Source organism: Actinomycetospora aurantiaca (genome assembly GCF_037401875.1).
GTDB classification, from domain to species: domain Bacteria; phylum Actinomycetota; class Actinomycetes; order Mycobacteriales; family Pseudonocardiaceae; genus Actinomycetospora; species Actinomycetospora aurantiaca.
The window spans coordinates 832,799-848,148 of sequence record NZ_JBBEGN010000001.1 but is presented as its reverse complement, the minus strand read 5'-3'; the positions used below and the strand labels follow the sequence as shown (position 1 = coordinate 848,148).

The window sequence follows — 15,350 nt, the reverse complement described above, 5'->3', positions numbered from 1 at the left end:
TCCCGGACAGGGACTGTCGGCTCAACCCCTCACGACCGGGGTGCCCCGGACGCCAAACGTGAAACCTGGCCCGACGGCGAGTGGCCCCACCCGCCGTCGGGAACGCGGTCAGCGGGTGAAGACGATCTTGCCGGCGGTCTCGCCCTCGAGCATCGACCGGAAGCCCTCGGCGGCCTCCGTCATCGGCAGTTCCTGCCCGATCTCGGGGGAGATGCCGGTGGTGGCGACGAAGTCGAGCAGGTCGCGCAGCTCGTCCAGGGTGCCCATGGTGGAACCGACGAGGTTCTTCTGCAGGAAGAACATCTGGGCGAGCTCGGCGGGCGGCTGGTTGCCGGAGGTGGCGCCGGAGCAGACGATCGTGCCGCCGGGCACCAGCGAGCGCACCGAGTGCTTCCAGGTGGCCTCGCCGACGGTCTCGAAGACCGCCTGGACCTTGCCGGGGAGCTTCGCGTTCGACTCGAAGACCTGGTGGGCGCCCAGGCGCAGCGCCAGCTCGCGCTTCTCCTCGGAGCGTCCGGTCACCCACACCTGCATGCCGGCCGCGCGGCCGAGGGCGATCAGGGCGGTCGAGACGCCGCCGGAGGCGCCCTGCACCAGCATGGTCTGGCCGCCCCGCAGGCCGGACTTGGTGAACAGCATCCGGTAGGCGGTCAGCCAGGCCGTGCCCATGACCGCGCCCGCGACCGCCGTCATGCCCTCGGGCCGGGGGAGGGCGTTGCGCTTCGGGACGACCACGTAGTCGCCGAAGCTGCCCTGCGCCCACTCGGTGAGCATCTTGCGCGCCGGGTCGAGCGTCTCGTCGCCCTTCCAGTCCGGGTCGCCCATCAGCGAGTGCAGGACGACCGGGGTCCCGTCGTCGAGCGTGCCGGCGCCGTCGCAGCCCAGGATCATCGGGAACTGGTCGGGCTTGATGCCGACGCCGCGCAGCGTCCACAGGTCGTGCATGTTGAGGCTCGCGGCCTCGACCTTGACCCGGACCCATCCGTCGGGGACCTCGGGGTCGGGACGCTCACCCACGACGAGGGCGGCGAGCGGGTCGTCGGCGTTGGGCTCGGAGGCGTAGACGGCGAACATGGCCCGAACCTATCGGGGCGCGTCTCCCGGTGCCCGCTACTGTGGCGGGCGTGCTCCGCGCGGTCGCGACCTGGTGGGACGGCGTCGAGCTGTGGCTGACCCAGCTCGACTTCACGCTGCAGGTGATCATCGTGATCGGCGTGGTCGGCCCCGCCTGCTGGGCGCTCGCCGCGCTGGTGGACACCCTGGTCGAGCGCACGGTCGCCTGGCGCCTCGCGGCGATCGAGCGGCGCGGCGGCTCGGACGGGTAGATGGACCGCCGCTACGCCCGCCTCTGGGTCTCGGGCACCCTCGTCGCACTGATCGTCCTGGTCATCGTCCTCAACGTGCGCTGAGCGGTCACGACGACGGGGTCGCTGACGCCGCCCAGCGCGGCGTCCGCTTCTCCGCGAACGCCGCCATGCCCTCCTGGCCCTCGTCGGAGGCGAAGAACTCCGCGGAGAGCGCCAGCATCGCGTCGAGGTCCTCGCCCATGTCGTCGGAGGGGGTACGCCGCAGCATGGCCTTCGTCGCCGCCAGCGCGGACGGGGCGCCGAGGGTGAGCATGTCGACGTAGCGGTCGACGGTGCCGTCCAGCTCGCCGGGGTCGACGGCGGCGTTGAGCAGGCCGACGGCGGCCGCGCGGTCGGCGTCGAACACCTCGCCGGTGAGCATCAGCTCGTGCGCGGCGCGGGGGAGCAGGCGCGGCAGCACCGTCACCGAGATGACGGCGGGAACGACGCCGATGCGCACCTCGCTGAACGCGAACGTCGCGCCCTTCGCCTCGCCGCCCGCGCGGGACGCGACCGCGATGTCGCAGGCCGCCACGAGCCCGACGCCGCCCGCCCGCGCCGGCCCCGCGAGCCGGGCCACGACCGGTTTCGGCGAGTCCCACAGCATCTGCAGGATCGCCGGGAACTCGCGGACACCCTGGTCGCCCGACCCGGCCCCGCGCGACTCCCGCAGGTCCATGCCGGAGCAGAACACGGGGCCGGTGTGGGTCAGCACGACCACCCGGACCGCGTCGTCGGCTAGCGCCGCCTCCAGGTGGCCGCGCAGCTCGCGGCGCAGCTGGGCCGACAGCGCGTTGCGGTTGGCCGGCGAGTCCAGGGTGACGGTGGCGCGGCCCGCGGAGACGTCGAGGTGCACGAGGTCGGTCACGACCCCGCACCGTAGCTAGCGCACGACCCCCGCGCGCATCGCCAGCGCGACCATCTGGGCGCGGTCGCCGGTGCCGAGCTTGCGGCCGATGCGCGACAGGTGCGACTTCACGGTCAGGGCGGACAGCCCCAGCTCGGTCCCGATCTCGGAGTTCGAGTGGCCGTCGGCGACCTGCTGGAGCACCTGCACCTCGCGCTGGGAGAGCTCCCGCGGGGCGCCGTCCACCGCGGCGACGCGGGTGCCCGAGCCGGTCAGCGGGGTGACCGTCGGGTCCGGCTCCACCACACGGCAGATGCCCGACGACGACGTCAGGTACGCGAGCGCCCCGGCGGTGAAGGCGGCCTGGGCCGCGGTGTGGTCGTCCGGGCCGACCGCGACGGTGCGCCAGCCGTCGGCCCGCAGCTCGGCGAGCAGCCCGAGCGCCCCGCCGTCGGGAAGGGAGAGGTCCACGACGGCGAGCTCGCACGGCGGCCCGGAGAAGGCGCGACGGCGGGCGTCGTCGGCCGAGGAGGCCTCGTGGACGGTGCCGGCGCCGGCCTCGGCGAGCGAGCGGGCGAGGGACTCGCGGCGCCGGTCGTCGCCGTCGACGACGAGCACCGACAGGCGCACGCCGCTCTCCGGGAAGGGCTGCGGGGCCGGGGCGAACAGCGAGCCCGGCACCGTGCGCTCCGAGAGCGGCGCCCGGGCGGCCGGGATCGACGCCCGACGGGTGTCACCCGAGGGAGCGGCAGCCTCCGGACGGACGAAGGACTGGTGATCGATGAGCGGGAACACACCACTCCATCGGCGGACCCTCGATCGGGCTTGAGCGGCCCGGGTCGAGAGCTCGACGGGGGCGGACACGGGGCGTCCGCACCGACCGGGCGCACTCGGGGGCCGGACTCACTCGTTCAGTGCAGGGGTGCTCGCGGTGCGCCTGCCGCCGGGCCCCGGAGCTGCAGTGCGCTGCACCACACGGCCCAGTAGGGCCTGTGACTCAGCTCACGCTACAGCTCGATCGGTGGCCCTCGCCACGCGCGATTGCCGTCGGTCCTGAGCGGTGATGGGGTCGGTCGGGTGCCTCGGAGAATCCGCTTCAACGCGTTCGACATGAACTGTGTCGCCCACCAGTCGCCCGGCCTGTGGCGGCACCCGGCCGACCGCTCGGCGGACTACAAGGACATCCGCTACTGGACGGGGCTCGCGCAGCTCCTCGAGCGCGGGGTCTTCGACGGCATCTTCGTCGCCGACGTGCTCGGCACCTACGACGTGTACGGCGGCACGGACACCGCCGCCGTGCGGCAGGCGGCGCAGATCCCGGTGAACGACCCGATGATGCTGGTGTCGGCGATGGCCGCCGTCACCGAGCACCTCGGCTTCGGCGTCACCGCCGCGACCGGCTTCGAGCACCCCTACCCCTTCGCTCGCCGCGCCTCCACGCTGGACCACCTCACCGACGGCCGGTTCGGGTGGAACGTCGTCACCGGCTACCTGCCCGCGGCGGCGCGGGCGATGGGCGAGGCGGACCAGCTGCCCCACGACCAGCGCTACGACCACGCCGACGAGTACCTCGAGGTCCTCTACCGGCTGTGGGAGGGCTCGTGGGAGGACGACGCCGTCGTCCGGGACGCCGAGCGCGGGGTGTTCACCGACCCGGAGAAGATCCACCACGTCCACCACCACGGGACGTACTTCGACGTCGACGGCGTGCACCTGTGCGAGCCGTCGCCGCAGCGCACACCGGTGATCTACCAGGCGGGGGCGTCGCCGCGCGGGCAGCGCTTCGCGGCCGAGAACGCGGAGGCGATCTTCACCGGGGCGCCGACGAAGGAGGGCCTCGCCCGGACGGTCTCCGACATCCGCAAGCAGCTCGCCGACGTCGGCCGCGACCCCTACAGCGCGAAGATCTACACGATGCTGACGGTCATCACCGACGAGACGTCCGAGGCCGCGCACGCCAAGCACGCCGAGCTCGCCTCGTACTCCAGCGACGAGGGCGCCCTCGTGTTCATGTCCGGGTGGATGGGGGTCGACCTCTCGCGCTACGACCTGGACGACCCGATCGGCGAGGTCGAGTCCAACGCCATCCAGTCCGCGGTCGCCTCGTTCCAGCAGGCCGACCCGTCGGGGAAGGAGTGGACCGTCCGCGACATCGCCCGCTGGGGCGGGATCGGCGGCATGGGCCCGCGGGTGGTCGGGTCGCCGACCGAGGTGGCCGACGAGCTGCAGAGCTGGGTCGAGGAGACCGACGTCGACGGGTTCAACCTGCCGTACGCGGTGACCCCGGGGACGTTCTCCGACGTGGTGGAGCACCTGGTGCCCGAGCTCCAGCGCCGCGGGGTGTACCCGACGTCGTACGAGCCCGGGACGCTGCGCCGGAAGCTCTTCGGCCGCGGCGACCGCCTGCCCGACGAGCACCGCGGGGCGTCGTACCGGCGCCGCTGAGATTCCTTCCCGACGGCGGGTGCCCGCCCATGATCATGTCGACGGGACCGTCATGGCTGTCCGGGAGATCGACATCGGCCATGAGCGTCCCGCCGACATGATCATGAAGGCGCGGGAGGCGCAGGAACGCCGGGTGCGCCGGCGCTCAGGAGGCGCCTACGACCCCGCGATCGGCGTAGGGGCGGGCCGGGTCGACGACTCGAGCACCACGTCGTGGCGCGTCCCGCCGACGCCGATCGTCACCGTTTCCGCCCGCGGGGCGTACCCGGACGCGGAGCAGATGAGCAGGGCCGTCCCGGGGCGGGCGCGGAGGGTGAAGGCTCCCTCCGAGTCGGTGCGCGCCCGCCCGATCTGGGTGCCGCCGGAGTCGGTCGCGGTCAGCGTGGCGCCGACCGGGCGGCCGTCGGCGGTGCTCACGCGGCCGGTGAGGACGGCGGCCGCCCCGGTGTCGCCGCCGCGCGGGCCGCCCGGACCCGCCGTCGAGAATGCGCCTTCCGTGTCACTGGACGACAGCATGGCCGCAGTGCTGACACCGGAGGGAGCCGTCGTCGGGGCTTCCGACACGGTCGGTGCGGGCAGCGCGAGCGTGGCCGGGTCGCCCTCGGCCGGCTCGACCGCGTCCTGGCCGTGCACGTACTTGGCGCCGCGGAACAGCGAGGCAACGGCGCCGACCAGCGACACCGCGATCGCGACGGCGAACACCACGACCAGGCCGTCGTGGAAGGCGCCGGTGACGAGGTCCGGGAAGAACTGCTTCCCGACGAGGGTCGCGGCGTTCTCGGGCGGGAGCGCGCCGAGCACCGTGGGTCCGAGGATCTCCGCCATCGGGTTGTAGCCCAGGAAGGCGGCGAACAGGGTGCCGACCGGGGGCAGGGCGGCCACCTGCTCGGCCACCGGGGCCGGGACGTTCTGCGCCGTGAGCCCGCCGAGCAGCGCCGTGGGCATGGACGAGGCGAGCCCGGCGATGAGCATCGAGAAGAAGATGCCGATGGACAGGGCCATGCCGGAGTTCTGCAGCGTCGACATCATGCCGCTGCCGGCGCCGCGCTGGTCGGCGGGCAGCGAGTTCATGATCCCGGTCATGTTCGGGGAGATGAACAGACCCGAGCCGATGCCGTTGACCAGCAGGATCGCCGCGAACCACCAGTAGCTGAAGTCGGTCGGCAGGATCAGCAGCCCGACGAAGGTCAGCGCCACGATCACCAGCCCGCCGGTGGCGAACAGCCGGGCGCCGAAGCGGTCCGAGAGCACGCCGGAGATGGGCGCGGAGACGAGGAAGCCGATCGTCAGGGGCAGCATGTAGATCGCGGACCACAGCGGCGTCTGCTCGTACTCGTAGCCGTGCAGCGGCAGCCAGATGCCCTGCAGCCAGATGATCAGCATGAACTGCAGGCCGCCGCGGGAGAGCGCGCTCATCAGGGTCGCGACGAGGCCGAACGTGAACGCCCGGATGCGGAACAGCTCCAGGTGGAACATCGGCTGGGTCACCCGGGTCTCGACCACGCAGAAGATCGCCAGCACGACGACACCGCCGATCAGGCAGCCGAGGACGAACGGGTTCGTCCAGCCCTCGGCGTGACCGCCGTAGGGCTGGATCGCGTAGATGACGCCGACGAGCAGCAGGATCAGGCCGAGGCCGAACGTCAGGTTGCCCCACCAGTCGATCTTGTGTTCCCGACGACCGGCGGGGTCGCGCAGGGTCTTGTACGCCCAGATCGTGCCGAGCACGCCGAACGGGACGCTCACCCAGAAGACCAGGCGCCAGTCGACCTCGGAGAGCACGCCGCCGACCAGCAGGCCGATGAACGAGCCGCCGATGGCCGCCACCGAGTTCGTCCCGATCGCGAAGCCGCGGCGCTCGGCGGGGAACGCGTCGGTGAGGATCGCGGTCGCGTTGGCCATGAGCATCGCGCCGCCCACGCCCTGCACCACGCGGATGAGGATCAGCCACAGGGCGCCGGCGCCCCCGGAGAACGGGTCGAGGGCCAGCGCGACCGAGGCGACCGTGAACACGGCGAAGCCCGCGTTGTAGATCCTCGCGCGGCCGTACATGTCGCCGAAGCGGCCCAGCGTGACCACCAGCACCGCGGTGACCAGCATGTAGCCCATGATCATCCACAGCAGGTAGCTGATGTTGCCGGGCTCGAGCGGGTTGATGCCGATGCCCCGGAAGATCGCCGGCAGCGAGATCAGGACGATCGACGAGTTCATCGTTGCCATGAGCACGCCGAGCGTGGTGTTCGACAGGGCGAGCCACTTGTACCCGGGGTGGTCCGGGTGGGCGCGGGAGGTGGGCGCGGCCGGAGCGACGGTCGTCATGGGCGGTCCCGGGATCGTTAGGGAGAGCAAGGGAACCGTTGCATTGTGCACCTATACGCGGCCGGGGGCACCTGTGACGTGCGACCGCGGTTGGGTCTAGCTTGACGGTGCAACTGTTTGCTCGGGAAACGGAGTTCTCGTGAAGATCGGGATGGCCGTGCTGCGGCTCGTCGTGGGCCTGCTGTTCGTCGGGCACGGCATGCAGAAGCTCGCCGGCTGGTTCGGCGGCGGCGGGGTGCAGGGCACGGCGCAGGGATTCGAGGGCATGGGCATCCGGCCGGGCCGGGACAACGCGATCGCCGCCGGCGTCTCCGAGGCGGGCGGGGGAGCCCTGCTCGCGGCCGGCCTCGCGACGCCGCTGGCCGCGACGATGATCTCGGGCGCGATGGGCTCGGCGGTCTACCACGTGCACAAGGACAACGGCCCGTGGGTGACGCAGGGCGGCTGGGAGTACAACGCCGTGCTCACCTCGGTGGTCTTCGCGGTCGCGGCGGCGGGCCCGGGGGAGCTGTCGCTGGACCACGCGCTGGGCATCGAGCGCTCCGGCCCCGCGATCGCCCTGGCCGCGATCGGCGCCGGGCTGCTCGGGTCGGCCGGCGTGGCGGCGCGGGCGAAGGCGCTGGCCTAGGGTCCGGCGAGGCCCGTCGTCGATTCCCGCGGGAGGGAACGTGCAGCTGTTCGACCTGACCGGCACCGTCGCCGTCGTCACCGGGGGCACCCGCGGGATCGGGCTGATGATCGGCCGCGGACTGCTGGACGCCGGCGCGAAGGTCTACATCAGCTCGCGCAAGGCCGCGGCCGGCGACGACGCGGTCGGCGAGCTGGCGCCGCACGGCGACGTGGTCTCGATCCCCGCGGACGTCTCCACCGAGGCGGAGTGCGTCCGCCTCGCGCAGGAGGTGGGGGACCGCGAGTCCGCGGTGCACGTGCTGGTCAACAACGCCGGCGCCACCTGGGGCGCCCCGCTGGAGGAGTTCCCCGCCGAGGCCTGGGACAAGGTGCTCGACCTCAACCTCAAGGCGCCGTTCTTCCTCACCCGGGCGTTCCTGCCGCTCCTTGAGGCAGCGGGCACGCCCGGGCGGACCGCCTCGGTGATCAACGTCGGCAGCATCGACGGGCTGCGGGTCACCCCGCTGCCGACCTACCCGTACTCGGCGAGCAAGGCCGGCGTGCACCAGCTGACCCGGGTCCTGGCCGCCGAGCTCGGCCCGCGGAACGTCCGCGTCAACGCGATCGCCCCGGGGCCGTTCGAGTCGAAGATGATGGCGCAGACGCTGGCCGAGCGCGGCGACGAGATCGCGGCGAACTCCGTGCTGGGCCGCATCGGGGAGCCGGACGACATGGCCGGCGCCGCGGTCTTCCTCGCGTCCCGGGCCAGTGCCTACGTCACGGGGGCCGTCCTGCCGGTCGACGGCGGAATCTGGGCCGCGCACTGAGGAGCGCTGCCTCCAGTTCGAGCGAAGGGCACCTTCGGTCGGCTAGATGGGCCGTGGGTGCCCACCGCCATCCCGGCCCTCGCCGGGCGAAGGGGCCCCTCGCTCGATCTGTGCGACCGAAGGGACCCTTCGCCCAGCAGCGGGTCGGCCGACCGGCGGGCACCCTGGACGTGTGGGAGCGGCGACGACCTACCGCGAGGTCCTGGCGCAACCGGGGCTCCGCGGGCTGTACGCGATCGGGTTCGCGGCGCGGCTCCCGCTCACCGCGACCGGGGTGGTGCTCACCCTGCACGTCGCCGTCGGGCTCGACCGCGGGTTCGCGGCCGCGGGACTCGTCGGCGGTGCGGTCACGCTCGGCACCGCCGTCGGCGCGCCGGGGCTGGGGCGGCTGATCGACCGGTTCGGTCTCCGGCCGGTCCTGCTGCTCTGCGGCCTCTCGGAGGTCGTGTTCTGGTCCCTGGCCCCGTTCCTCGACGTCGTCGTGCTCACGGTGACCGCGTTCGTCGCGGGCGCGCTCGCCCTGCCCGCCTTCTCGGTCGTCCGGCAGTCGCTCGGCGCCGTGGTGTCGGAGGACCGGCGCCGTCCGGCCTTCGCGTTGGACGCGATGTCGGCCGAGGTGTCGTTCATCGTCGGCCCGGCCCTCGGGACGGGGGCCGTGCTCGCCCTGCCCCCGACGACCGCGCTGTGGCTGGTGGGCGCGGGCTTCGTCCTCGCGACCGCGGCCCTCTGGGGGTTGGACCCGCCGACGCGCGGCGACGGGCAGCCGCCGGGGGAGGAGGCGCCGTCGATGCGCCACTGGCTCGGCGCGCCGATGGTCGTCGCGCTGCTCGGCGCGGTCGCGGCGGTCCTGCTCCTCTCCGCCACCGAGCTCGCGGTCGTCGCGGCGCTGACGGCCCGCGGGGAGACGGGGTGGTTCGCGCTGGCGAACACGGTCTGGTGCCTCACGTCGCTGGTCGGCGGCTTCCTCTACGGGGTCGCGGCGCGCCCGCCCGCGCTCCCGACGCTGCTCGCGGCCCTCGCGGTGGGCACCGTCCCGGTCGCCTTCGGCGGGCCGTGGTGGCTGGTCACCGTGCTCGTCGTCCCCGCGGGAGCGTTCTGCGCGCCGGCCCTCTCGTCGGCGGCCGAGGCGGTCGGGCGGCTGGCGCCCGACGGGGCGCGCGGGGTCGCGACGGGCCTGCACGGCTCGGCGATCATGCTCGGCGCCGCGCTCGCCCAACCGCTGACCGGGCTGCTGATCGACCGGGTGTCCCCGACGGCGGCCCTGCTCGCCGCGGTCGGCATCTGCCTGCTCGCCGCGGCGGGCGCCGCCGTCGGGCTGCGGTCCGAGCGTCAGACCGCGTCGCCGTAGATCCGCTCGACAGTCATCGTCATCAGGACGCGGCGGTCGGCGACCATCGTCGCGCGGTAGTCGTCCCAGTCGGGGTGCTCGCCCGCGGCGGCGCGGTAGTAGGCGACGAGGGCCTCGACCTCGGGGCCGTGCGGGTCCGTGCCGGGCCCGGTCAGCGTCACCGGGCCCTCGGCGGTGGCCCAGGAGCGGCCGTCGGGCGCCGTCACCTCGACCGCCGCCCGCGGGTCACGGCGGAGGTTGGCCGTCTTGGCCCTGCCCTCGGTCATCGAGACCTGCAGCGTGCCGGCCGCGTCGTCGTAGAACGGCTGGACGGGGGAGAGCTGGGGGAGCCCGTCGCGCTTGATCGTGGCGAGGACGCCGAGACGGCTGGCGGCGAGGAGGGCGCGGTGGTCGGCCATGGGGCCGATCCTGCCGGTTCCGCGGATCGTCGGAACGGGCAATCCTCCCGGTCATGCCCCTCCTCGACCGCGAGCGCTGCGACACGCTGGTGCTGGCCGCCCTCGAGTCGGCCGCCCGCAACGGCGACGAGATCCTCGACCACCTCGGACGCACCACCGGACGGCTGCCCACCCCCTCGGTCCGTCAGGTGTACACGACGCTGCACCGGTTGGAACGGAACCGGCTGATCGCCCGAGCGAGCGGTGACGGGCGGCGTCGTCGCCTCACCGACACGGGCCGCCGGGTGCTGCGCGCCCGGGTGTCCGCGGCCCAGGCGTACGGGTCGGCGTTGAAGGTCCTCACCGCCTCCTGACCCCGTTCCCGACGGCGGGTCGCGCGCGTCGAGTGCGGCGTGAGGCAGCTTCGCGGGCTCCCTTTCCTGCGTGGTGTCACTCTCGCTGCAGGTGCCCCCGGCCGACCGCGTGCGGGCCGCAACGGGGCCTCGCGGAGGCGCGAGAGGTCACAGCGAACCGTGTCCTCCGGACGCGGTCTCCGGGCTGTCGTCCTCGAGCGACGGTGCGCGACGCGACGCCCGTGGTGGGCAGGGCGGCCGGTTCGGGCCGTGTGCGCGGCGCAGCGCCCGTGGTCGGGGGGGGAGACCGGATCGGCCCGTGTGCACCGAGTGCGACATGAGGCAGCTTCGCGGGCTCTGTTTCCTGCGTGCTGTCACTCTCGCCGCGGGTGGTTCCCGCTCAGGGCCTCGTCGAGCGTCCGGAAGACGTAGCTCGGAGGAGCGGTCGGGTCCGGTGTCCACGCCGGCGGCCCCGGAGCGCGCTCGCTCGGCGCCACGCTCTCCGGCCCGTACTCGAAGAGCCACCACAGCGTGTCCCACGGGTCGCGGAGGCGGGCGAGGCGCTGCCCGCCGTGGAAGGGCGTGGGCTCGGTGATCACCTCGGCGCCCCGCGACCGGGCCAGCGCCACCGGGCCGTCCAGGTCCGCCAGGTACACCTGCAGCAACGCCGGCACCGATCCCCAGTGCGGCTTCGTGTCGGCGAGCATGATCGTCGAATCGCCCACCCGCACCTCGGCGTGGATGAGGAGGCCGTCCGCGTCCGGGGTCCGGGCCGCCGCGGTCTCGACCCCGCCGAACACCTCGCCCAGGAACCGGATGTACCCGTCCGCTCCACGAACCAGGACGAACGGGTTCACCGTGCCGTAGCCGGGTGGGAGCGCGGTGCCGGTGAGGAGGCTCATGAGCCCAGCCTCCCGCCCGACCCGGCCACCTCCTGTCCTGCTGGGTGATCACATCGATCTTGACCGGGTCCGGTCGGGGTGGTTCTGTCCCAGGTATGGCACCCGGGGGCACGCTCGTCACGCGCGAGCACGTCGACCTGTGCCGCGTCTGCTCCTCCGCCTGTCGCTGAGCGCGCGCCCGGCCGGCCACGCCGCGGGAGTCACCCCGAGTCGGGTTCTCCGCCCCGTGTCGACGGCCGACGGCCCGCACGCCCGCGGCCCCGCTGAGCACGGCACCTCGCCGTCCGCGCCGCGCACCTCCAGGTCGACCCCTCCCTGAGCACTCTCCTTCCCACGTCCCGGAGACACCTGTGCCCTTCACCCCTCGTGGCGCCGCCGTCGCCACGTTCCTGACGCATCTCGACGCCGTCGTCCAGCGCGAGGTGTCGGCCGTCGACGCCGGCGCCGGGCGCTGGGAGATCGAGGCCGAGCGCATCGCGGCCGAGGTCGCCGGCTCGCTCGCACTCCTGCGCACCGAGCTCCAGCGCCACCGCACCGCCTTCGCCGAGTAACCACCACCACCCGACGTCAGGAAGGCATCACCATGACCGGTCTGGGCGACCTTCCCGAAGTTCGTCCTGGGTTTCCTCGCGGTCGCGGCGCTCGGGACGATCGGGTTCTTCTCCGGCGCCGACAAGACGAGCCTCGGCAACCTGTCCAAGTGGGCGTTCCTGCTCTGTTTCGCCGGGGTGGCGCTGAACTTCGACCTGCGGGCAGGTCCCGCAGCGGTTGGCGCCCGCTGATCGTGGCGGTCGCGGGTCTCGTCGTCGTCGCCGCCTGCTCGCTGGGGCTCGTCCTGATCGCCTCGCCCGCGCTCGGGGCCGCGCCGTGACCTGCCCGGCGGCACTGGTCCGTGTGGGTCACCCGCGTCACGTCGGTGGCCGACACGGACGGGTCATGGCAGGCTCATCACCCGTGACCGCTGCCGCCGATGTGCGCCTCGTGGCCCGCCGCCACGTGGACTTCGGCCGCGTGTACAGCTGCGCCTGTCTCTCCTCCTGACACCCCCGCCCGACCTGCCGTCCCGTTCACGGACGGCAGGTCGAACGCGGGTGGGACGCGCCCGGATCACCCCGTCAGCCGACCCCGCCACCTCCGCGCGGGGCCTCCTCAGGAGAACCACCACCCGTGACCCGTCATAGTCGGCGCACCCTGCCTGCCGTCGCCATCGCCCTGCTCGCCGCGCTGCTGGTGCTCTCCGGCTGCTCCCGCGCGCAGGAGTCCTCCACCACGCCCGCCGCGGACGCCGGCCCCGCCCCGGAGCTGCGCCTCGGCTACTTCCCGAACATCACGCACGCCGGCGCCCTGATCGGCGTGCAGAACGGGCTCTTCGCCCAGCAGCTCGGCCAGACCAAGCTGTCGACGCAGACCTTCAACGCCGGGCCGGAGGAGACCAGCGCCCTCTTCGGCAACTCGATCGACCTCGGGTTCATCGGCTCCGGGCCCGCGATCAACGCCTACAAGCAGAACCCCGAGGGCGTGCGCGTCATCGCTGGCGCGACGTCGGGTGGGGCCCAGCTGGTCGTCCGCCCGGGCATCACGAACCCGCAGCAGCTGCTCGGGAAGAAGATCGCCACCCCGCAGCTCGCGAACACCCAGGACATCGCGCTGAAGAAGTGGCTCAAGGACAACAACCTGCCGGCCGGCACCGGCCCGGGTGCCGTCGAGGTCGTCAACATCGACAACGCCCGCGCGCTCGACGCGTACAGGACCGGTCAGCTCGACGGCGGGTGGCTCCCGGAGCCGTTCGCGTCGCGCTTCGTGCTCGAGGGCGGCGCCACGGCGCTGCTCGACGAGAAGACCCTGTGGCCGAACGGGCAGTTCCCGACGACGGTCGTCATCGCACGCACCGACTACGTGTCCCAGCACCCGAGCACCGTCGCCGCGTTCCTCAAGGGCCTCGTCGCCGCCGAGGACCTCGCGCGGACCGACCCGAACGCCGCCAAGACCGCCGCGAACGCCGGACTCGGCGCCGCGGGCAGCAAGCCGCTCGCGCAGAACGTGCTCGACCGCGCGTGGGACGACGTGCAGCTCAACCCCGACCCCCTGGCGGGCACCTTCCCGACCCTGGCGCAGAACGCCGTCGCGGCCGGGACGGCGCAGTCGGCCACCGACGTCAAGGGCCTCTTCGCCCTCGGCCCGCTCAACGAAGCGCTGCAGGCCGCCGGACGACCGACCGTCGACCCGGCCGGTCTCGACACCAAGTAGTCCTTCCTCGAGGAGCATCACCATGACCGCCACGCTCGAGCGCTCCGCGCCAGGGCCGCGCACCGGTCCCCCCGTCCTGGACGTCAAGGGGGTCTCGAAGGTCTTCGGCACCGGGAACGACGCCGTCGTCGCCCTCGACGGCGTCGACCTCTCGGTCGCGTCGGGGGAGTTCGTCTGCCTGCTCGGGGCCTCGGGGTGCGGCAAGTCGACGCTGCTCAACCTGGTCGCGGGCCTCGACCGGCCGACGAGCGGCACGGTCGAGACGTCCGCGGCACGGCCGGCGGTGATGTTCCAGGAGGCGGCGCTGCTGCCGTGGCTCACGGCGGGGAAGAACGTCGAGCTTCCGCTGCGTCTGTCCGGTGTCGGCCGGTCGGCACGGCGGGAGCGCGCCCACGAGCTGCTCGCCCTCGTGCGGCTGGAGGGTCAGGCGGACAAGCGTCCGCACGAGCTGTCCGGCGGCATGCGGCAGCGCGTCGCGCTGGCGCGCGCCCTGGCGGCCGCGACCGGGCTGGGGGAGGGCGGCACGACCCGCCACGAGCCCGGCGTCCTGCTCATGGACGAGCCGTTCGGCGCGCTCGACGCCATCACGCGCGACGTCCTGCAGGCCGAGCTGCTGCGGGTGTGGGAGGCGACCGGCACGACCGTGCTGTTCGTGACCCACGACGTGCGTGAGTCGGTCCGCCTCGCCGAGCGGGTCGTCCTGCTCTCGTCGCGGCCCGGCCGGGTCGTCCGGGAGTGGGCCACCGCCTCGGACAGCGACCCCGAGGAGCTGCACGGGGACATCACCGGTGAGCTCCGCGAGGTGATCTCGGCCCATGCCCGCTGACACGACCACCGACGAACAACGGCCGGGCACACCCGACGACGCCGCCGAGGTCGGACGGGGTCTGGATGCCCTCGACACCCCCACCGAGCAGCGCACCCCGCTGTGGAAGCGGCTGCTCACCGGAATCGTGCCGCCGATCGTCGCTGTGGTGCTGTTCGTCGTCGTCTGGCAGATCCTGTGGGCCTCGGCGATCTGGCCGGAGTTCAAACTGCCCTCGCCGGAATCGGTGTTCGGCACCATCGGCACCGACATCGCCGACGGCCGGGCGCTCGCGATCGTCTGGACGTCGATCAGCCGCGCCGTCCTCGGCTTCCTGCTCGCCGTGGTGATCGCGACCCCGATCGGCCTGCTCGTCGCGACCGTGCCGTTGGTGCGGTCGGCGATCGGACCGATCCTCACCGGCCTGCAGAACCTGCCGTCGGTGGCGTGGGTGCCCGCAGCGGTGCTCTGGTTCGGCCTGAACGACCAGACGATCTACTTCGTGGTCCTCATGGGCGCCGTTCCCTCGATCGCGAACGGGCTGGTCTCGGGCATCGACCAGGTGCCGCCGCTGCTGCCGCGGGTCGGGTTCGCGATGGGCGCCAGCCGCTCCCAGTCCGCGCGACTGATCATGCTGCCCGCCGCACTGCCGGGCTTCCTCGGCGGACTCAAGCAGGGCTGGGCCTTCTCCTGGCGGTCGCTGATGGCGGCGGAGATCATCGCCACGTCGCCGAGTCTGGGCTTCGGTCTCGGGGCGTACCTCAACGAGGGGCAGTCCCTGTCGGACATGCCGTCGGTGATCGCGGCGATCCTCCTGATCCTCGTCGTCGGGATCGGGGTCGAACTGCTCTTCTTCCGACCGGCCGAGCTGCGCGTCCTGCGGGCGCGGGGCCTGGCGACGGGGCCGTGAGCACGGTGACGGGCC

16 protein-coding genes and 1 pseudogene are annotated in these 15,350 nt (G+C 73.3%); 11 read left to right on the top strand and 6 right to left on the bottom strand.

What is annotated here, in order from left to right; translation table 11 throughout:
- Nucleotides 1-108: 108 nt before the first annotated feature.
- Entirely contained in the window at nucleotides 109-1,074 is a 966-nt protein-coding gene (locus tag WCD74_RS03960) for a quinone oxidoreductase family protein (RefSeq protein ID WP_337693515.1), read from the bottom strand.
- 50 nt (nucleotides 1,075-1,124) lie between these two features.
- On the opposite strand from WCD74_RS03960, the gene WCD74_RS03955 reads away from it, so the two are divergent.
- Entirely contained in the window at nucleotides 1,125-1,325 is a 201-nt protein-coding gene (locus WCD74_RS03955) for a hypothetical protein (protein ID WP_337693514.1), read from the top strand.
- Between the two features lie 88 nt (nucleotides 1,326-1,413).
- Here the strand turns inward: WCD74_RS03955 and WCD74_RS03950 are convergent, their stop codons facing one another.
- Entirely contained in the window at nucleotides 1,414-2,214 is an 801-nt protein-coding gene (locus WCD74_RS03950; RefSeq protein ID WP_337693513.1) for an enoyl-CoA hydratase-related protein, read from the bottom strand.
- Between the two features lie 15 nt (nucleotides 2,215-2,229).
- Complete coding sequence (locus tag WCD74_RS03945; protein ID WP_444876340.1) at nucleotides 2,230-2,910, bottom strand: response regulator transcription factor; 681 nt, start codon at nucleotides 2,908-2,910, stop codon at nucleotides 2,230-2,232.
- Between the two features lie 360 nt (nucleotides 2,911-3,270).
- Here WCD74_RS03945 and WCD74_RS03940 point away from each other — a divergent pair, with 360 nt between their 5' ends.
- Entirely contained in the window at nucleotides 3,271-4,638 is a 1,368-nt protein-coding gene (locus tag WCD74_RS03940) for an LLM class flavin-dependent oxidoreductase (RefSeq protein ID WP_337693512.1), read from the top strand.
- 156 nt (nucleotides 4,639-4,794) lie between these two features.
- Here WCD74_RS03940 and WCD74_RS03935 read toward each other — a convergent pair whose 3' ends face one another.
- Nucleotides 4,795-6,957 (bottom strand): MFS transporter, encoded by a 2,163-nt coding sequence (locus tag WCD74_RS03935; protein WP_337693511.1) that lies wholly within the window; start codon nucleotides 6,955-6,957, stop codon nucleotides 4,795-4,797.
- A 139-nt stretch (nucleotides 6,958-7,096) separates the two neighbouring features.
- Between WCD74_RS03935 and WCD74_RS03930 the strand changes: the two genes are divergently transcribed.
- From WCD74_RS03930 to WCD74_RS03920, 3 genes are all read left to right on the top strand, one after another.
- Complete coding sequence (locus WCD74_RS03930; RefSeq protein ID WP_337693510.1) at nucleotides 7,097-7,585, top strand: DoxX family protein; 489 nt, start codon at nucleotides 7,097-7,099, stop codon at nucleotides 7,583-7,585.
- A gap of 40 nt (nucleotides 7,586-7,625) precedes the next feature.
- Complete coding sequence (locus WCD74_RS03925) at nucleotides 7,626-8,393, top strand: SDR family oxidoreductase (RefSeq protein ID WP_337693509.1); 768 nt, start codon at nucleotides 7,626-7,628, stop codon at nucleotides 8,391-8,393.
- Between the two features lie 172 nt (nucleotides 8,394-8,565).
- A complete protein-coding gene (locus WCD74_RS03920) occupies nucleotides 8,566-9,741 on the top strand; it encodes an MFS transporter (RefSeq protein ID WP_337693508.1) in 1,176 nt (391 codons plus the stop codon).
- Here WCD74_RS03920 and WCD74_RS03915 read toward each other — a convergent pair.
- Nucleotides 9,723-10,139: a PPOX class F420-dependent oxidoreductase gene (locus WCD74_RS03915; RefSeq protein WP_337693507.1), complete on the bottom strand. Its 417-nt coding sequence runs from the start codon at nucleotides 10,137-10,139 to the stop codon at nucleotides 9,723-9,725. The genes WCD74_RS03920 and WCD74_RS03915 overlap by 19 nt on opposite strands.
- 53 nt (nucleotides 10,140-10,192) lie before the next feature.
- Here WCD74_RS03915 and WCD74_RS03910 point away from each other — a divergent pair, with 53 nt between their 5' ends.
- Nucleotides 10,193-10,492: a PadR family transcriptional regulator gene (locus WCD74_RS03910; RefSeq protein ID WP_337693506.1), complete on the top strand. Its 300-nt coding sequence runs from the start codon at nucleotides 10,193-10,195 to the stop codon at nucleotides 10,490-10,492.
- Between the two features lie 353 nt (nucleotides 10,493-10,845).
- On the opposite strand, the gene WCD74_RS03905 is transcribed toward WCD74_RS03910, so the two are convergent.
- Nucleotides 10,846-11,373, bottom strand: a complete 528-nt coding sequence (locus WCD74_RS03905) for a VOC family protein (protein WP_337693505.1) — start codon at nucleotides 11,371-11,373, stop codon at nucleotides 10,846-10,848.
- Nucleotides 11,374-11,723: 350 nt separating this feature from the next.
- On the opposite strand from WCD74_RS03905, the gene WCD74_RS03900 reads away from it, so the two are divergent.
- From WCD74_RS03900 to WCD74_RS03885, 5 genes and pseudogenes are all read left to right on the top strand, one after another.
- Entirely contained in the window at nucleotides 11,724-11,924 is a 201-nt protein-coding gene (locus tag WCD74_RS03900) for a hypothetical protein (RefSeq protein ID WP_018335484.1), read from the top strand.
- A 57-nt stretch (nucleotides 11,925-11,981) separates the two neighbouring features.
- A pseudogene (locus WCD74_RS29925) lies at nucleotides 11,982-12,155 on the top strand (hypothetical protein); the annotation flags it as partial.
- 385 nt (nucleotides 12,156-12,540) lie between these two features.
- Nucleotides 12,541-13,620: an ABC transporter substrate-binding protein gene (locus WCD74_RS03895; protein ID WP_337693504.1), complete on the top strand. Its 1,080-nt coding sequence runs from the start codon at nucleotides 12,541-12,543 to the stop codon at nucleotides 13,618-13,620.
- 22 nt (nucleotides 13,621-13,642) lie between these two features.
- Nucleotides 13,643-14,446 (top strand): ABC transporter ATP-binding protein, encoded by an 804-nt coding sequence (locus WCD74_RS03890; RefSeq protein WP_337693503.1) that lies wholly within the window; start codon nucleotides 13,643-13,645, stop codon nucleotides 14,444-14,446.
- Nucleotides 14,436-15,335: an ABC transporter permease gene (locus WCD74_RS03885; RefSeq protein WP_337693502.1), complete on the top strand. Its 900-nt coding sequence runs from the start codon at nucleotides 14,436-14,438 to the stop codon at nucleotides 15,333-15,335. Before WCD74_RS03890 ends, WCD74_RS03885 begins: the two co-directional genes overlap by 11 nt.
- Nucleotides 15,336-15,350 lie beyond the last annotated feature (15 nt).

Coding starts and splice junctions, on each gene's coding strand:
- WCD74_RS03960 (WP_337693515.1), bottom strand. CDS start 1,074: ATGTTCGCCGTCTACGCCTCCGAGCCCAACGCCGACGACCCGCTCGCC.
- WCD74_RS03915 (WP_337693507.1), bottom strand. CDS start 10,139: ATGGCCGACCACCGCGCCCTCCTCGCCGCCAGCCGTCTCGGCGTCCTC.
- WCD74_RS03890 (WP_337693503.1), top strand. CDS start 13,643: ATGACCGCCACGCTCGAGCGCTCCGCGCCAGGGCCGCGCACCGGTCCC.
- WCD74_RS03885 (WP_337693502.1), top strand. CDS start 14,436: ATGCCCGCTGACACGACCACCGACGAACAACGGCCGGGCACACCCGAC.
- WCD74_RS03935 (WP_337693511.1), bottom strand. CDS start 6,957: ATGACGACCGTCGCTCCGGCCGCGCCCACCTCCCGCGCCCACCCGGAC.
- WCD74_RS03910 (WP_337693506.1), top strand. CDS start 10,193: ATGCCCCTCCTCGACCGCGAGCGCTGCGACACGCTGGTGCTGGCCGCC.
- WCD74_RS03905 (WP_337693505.1), bottom strand. CDS start 11,373: ATGAGCCTCCTCACCGGCACCGCGCTCCCACCCGGCTACGGCACGGTG.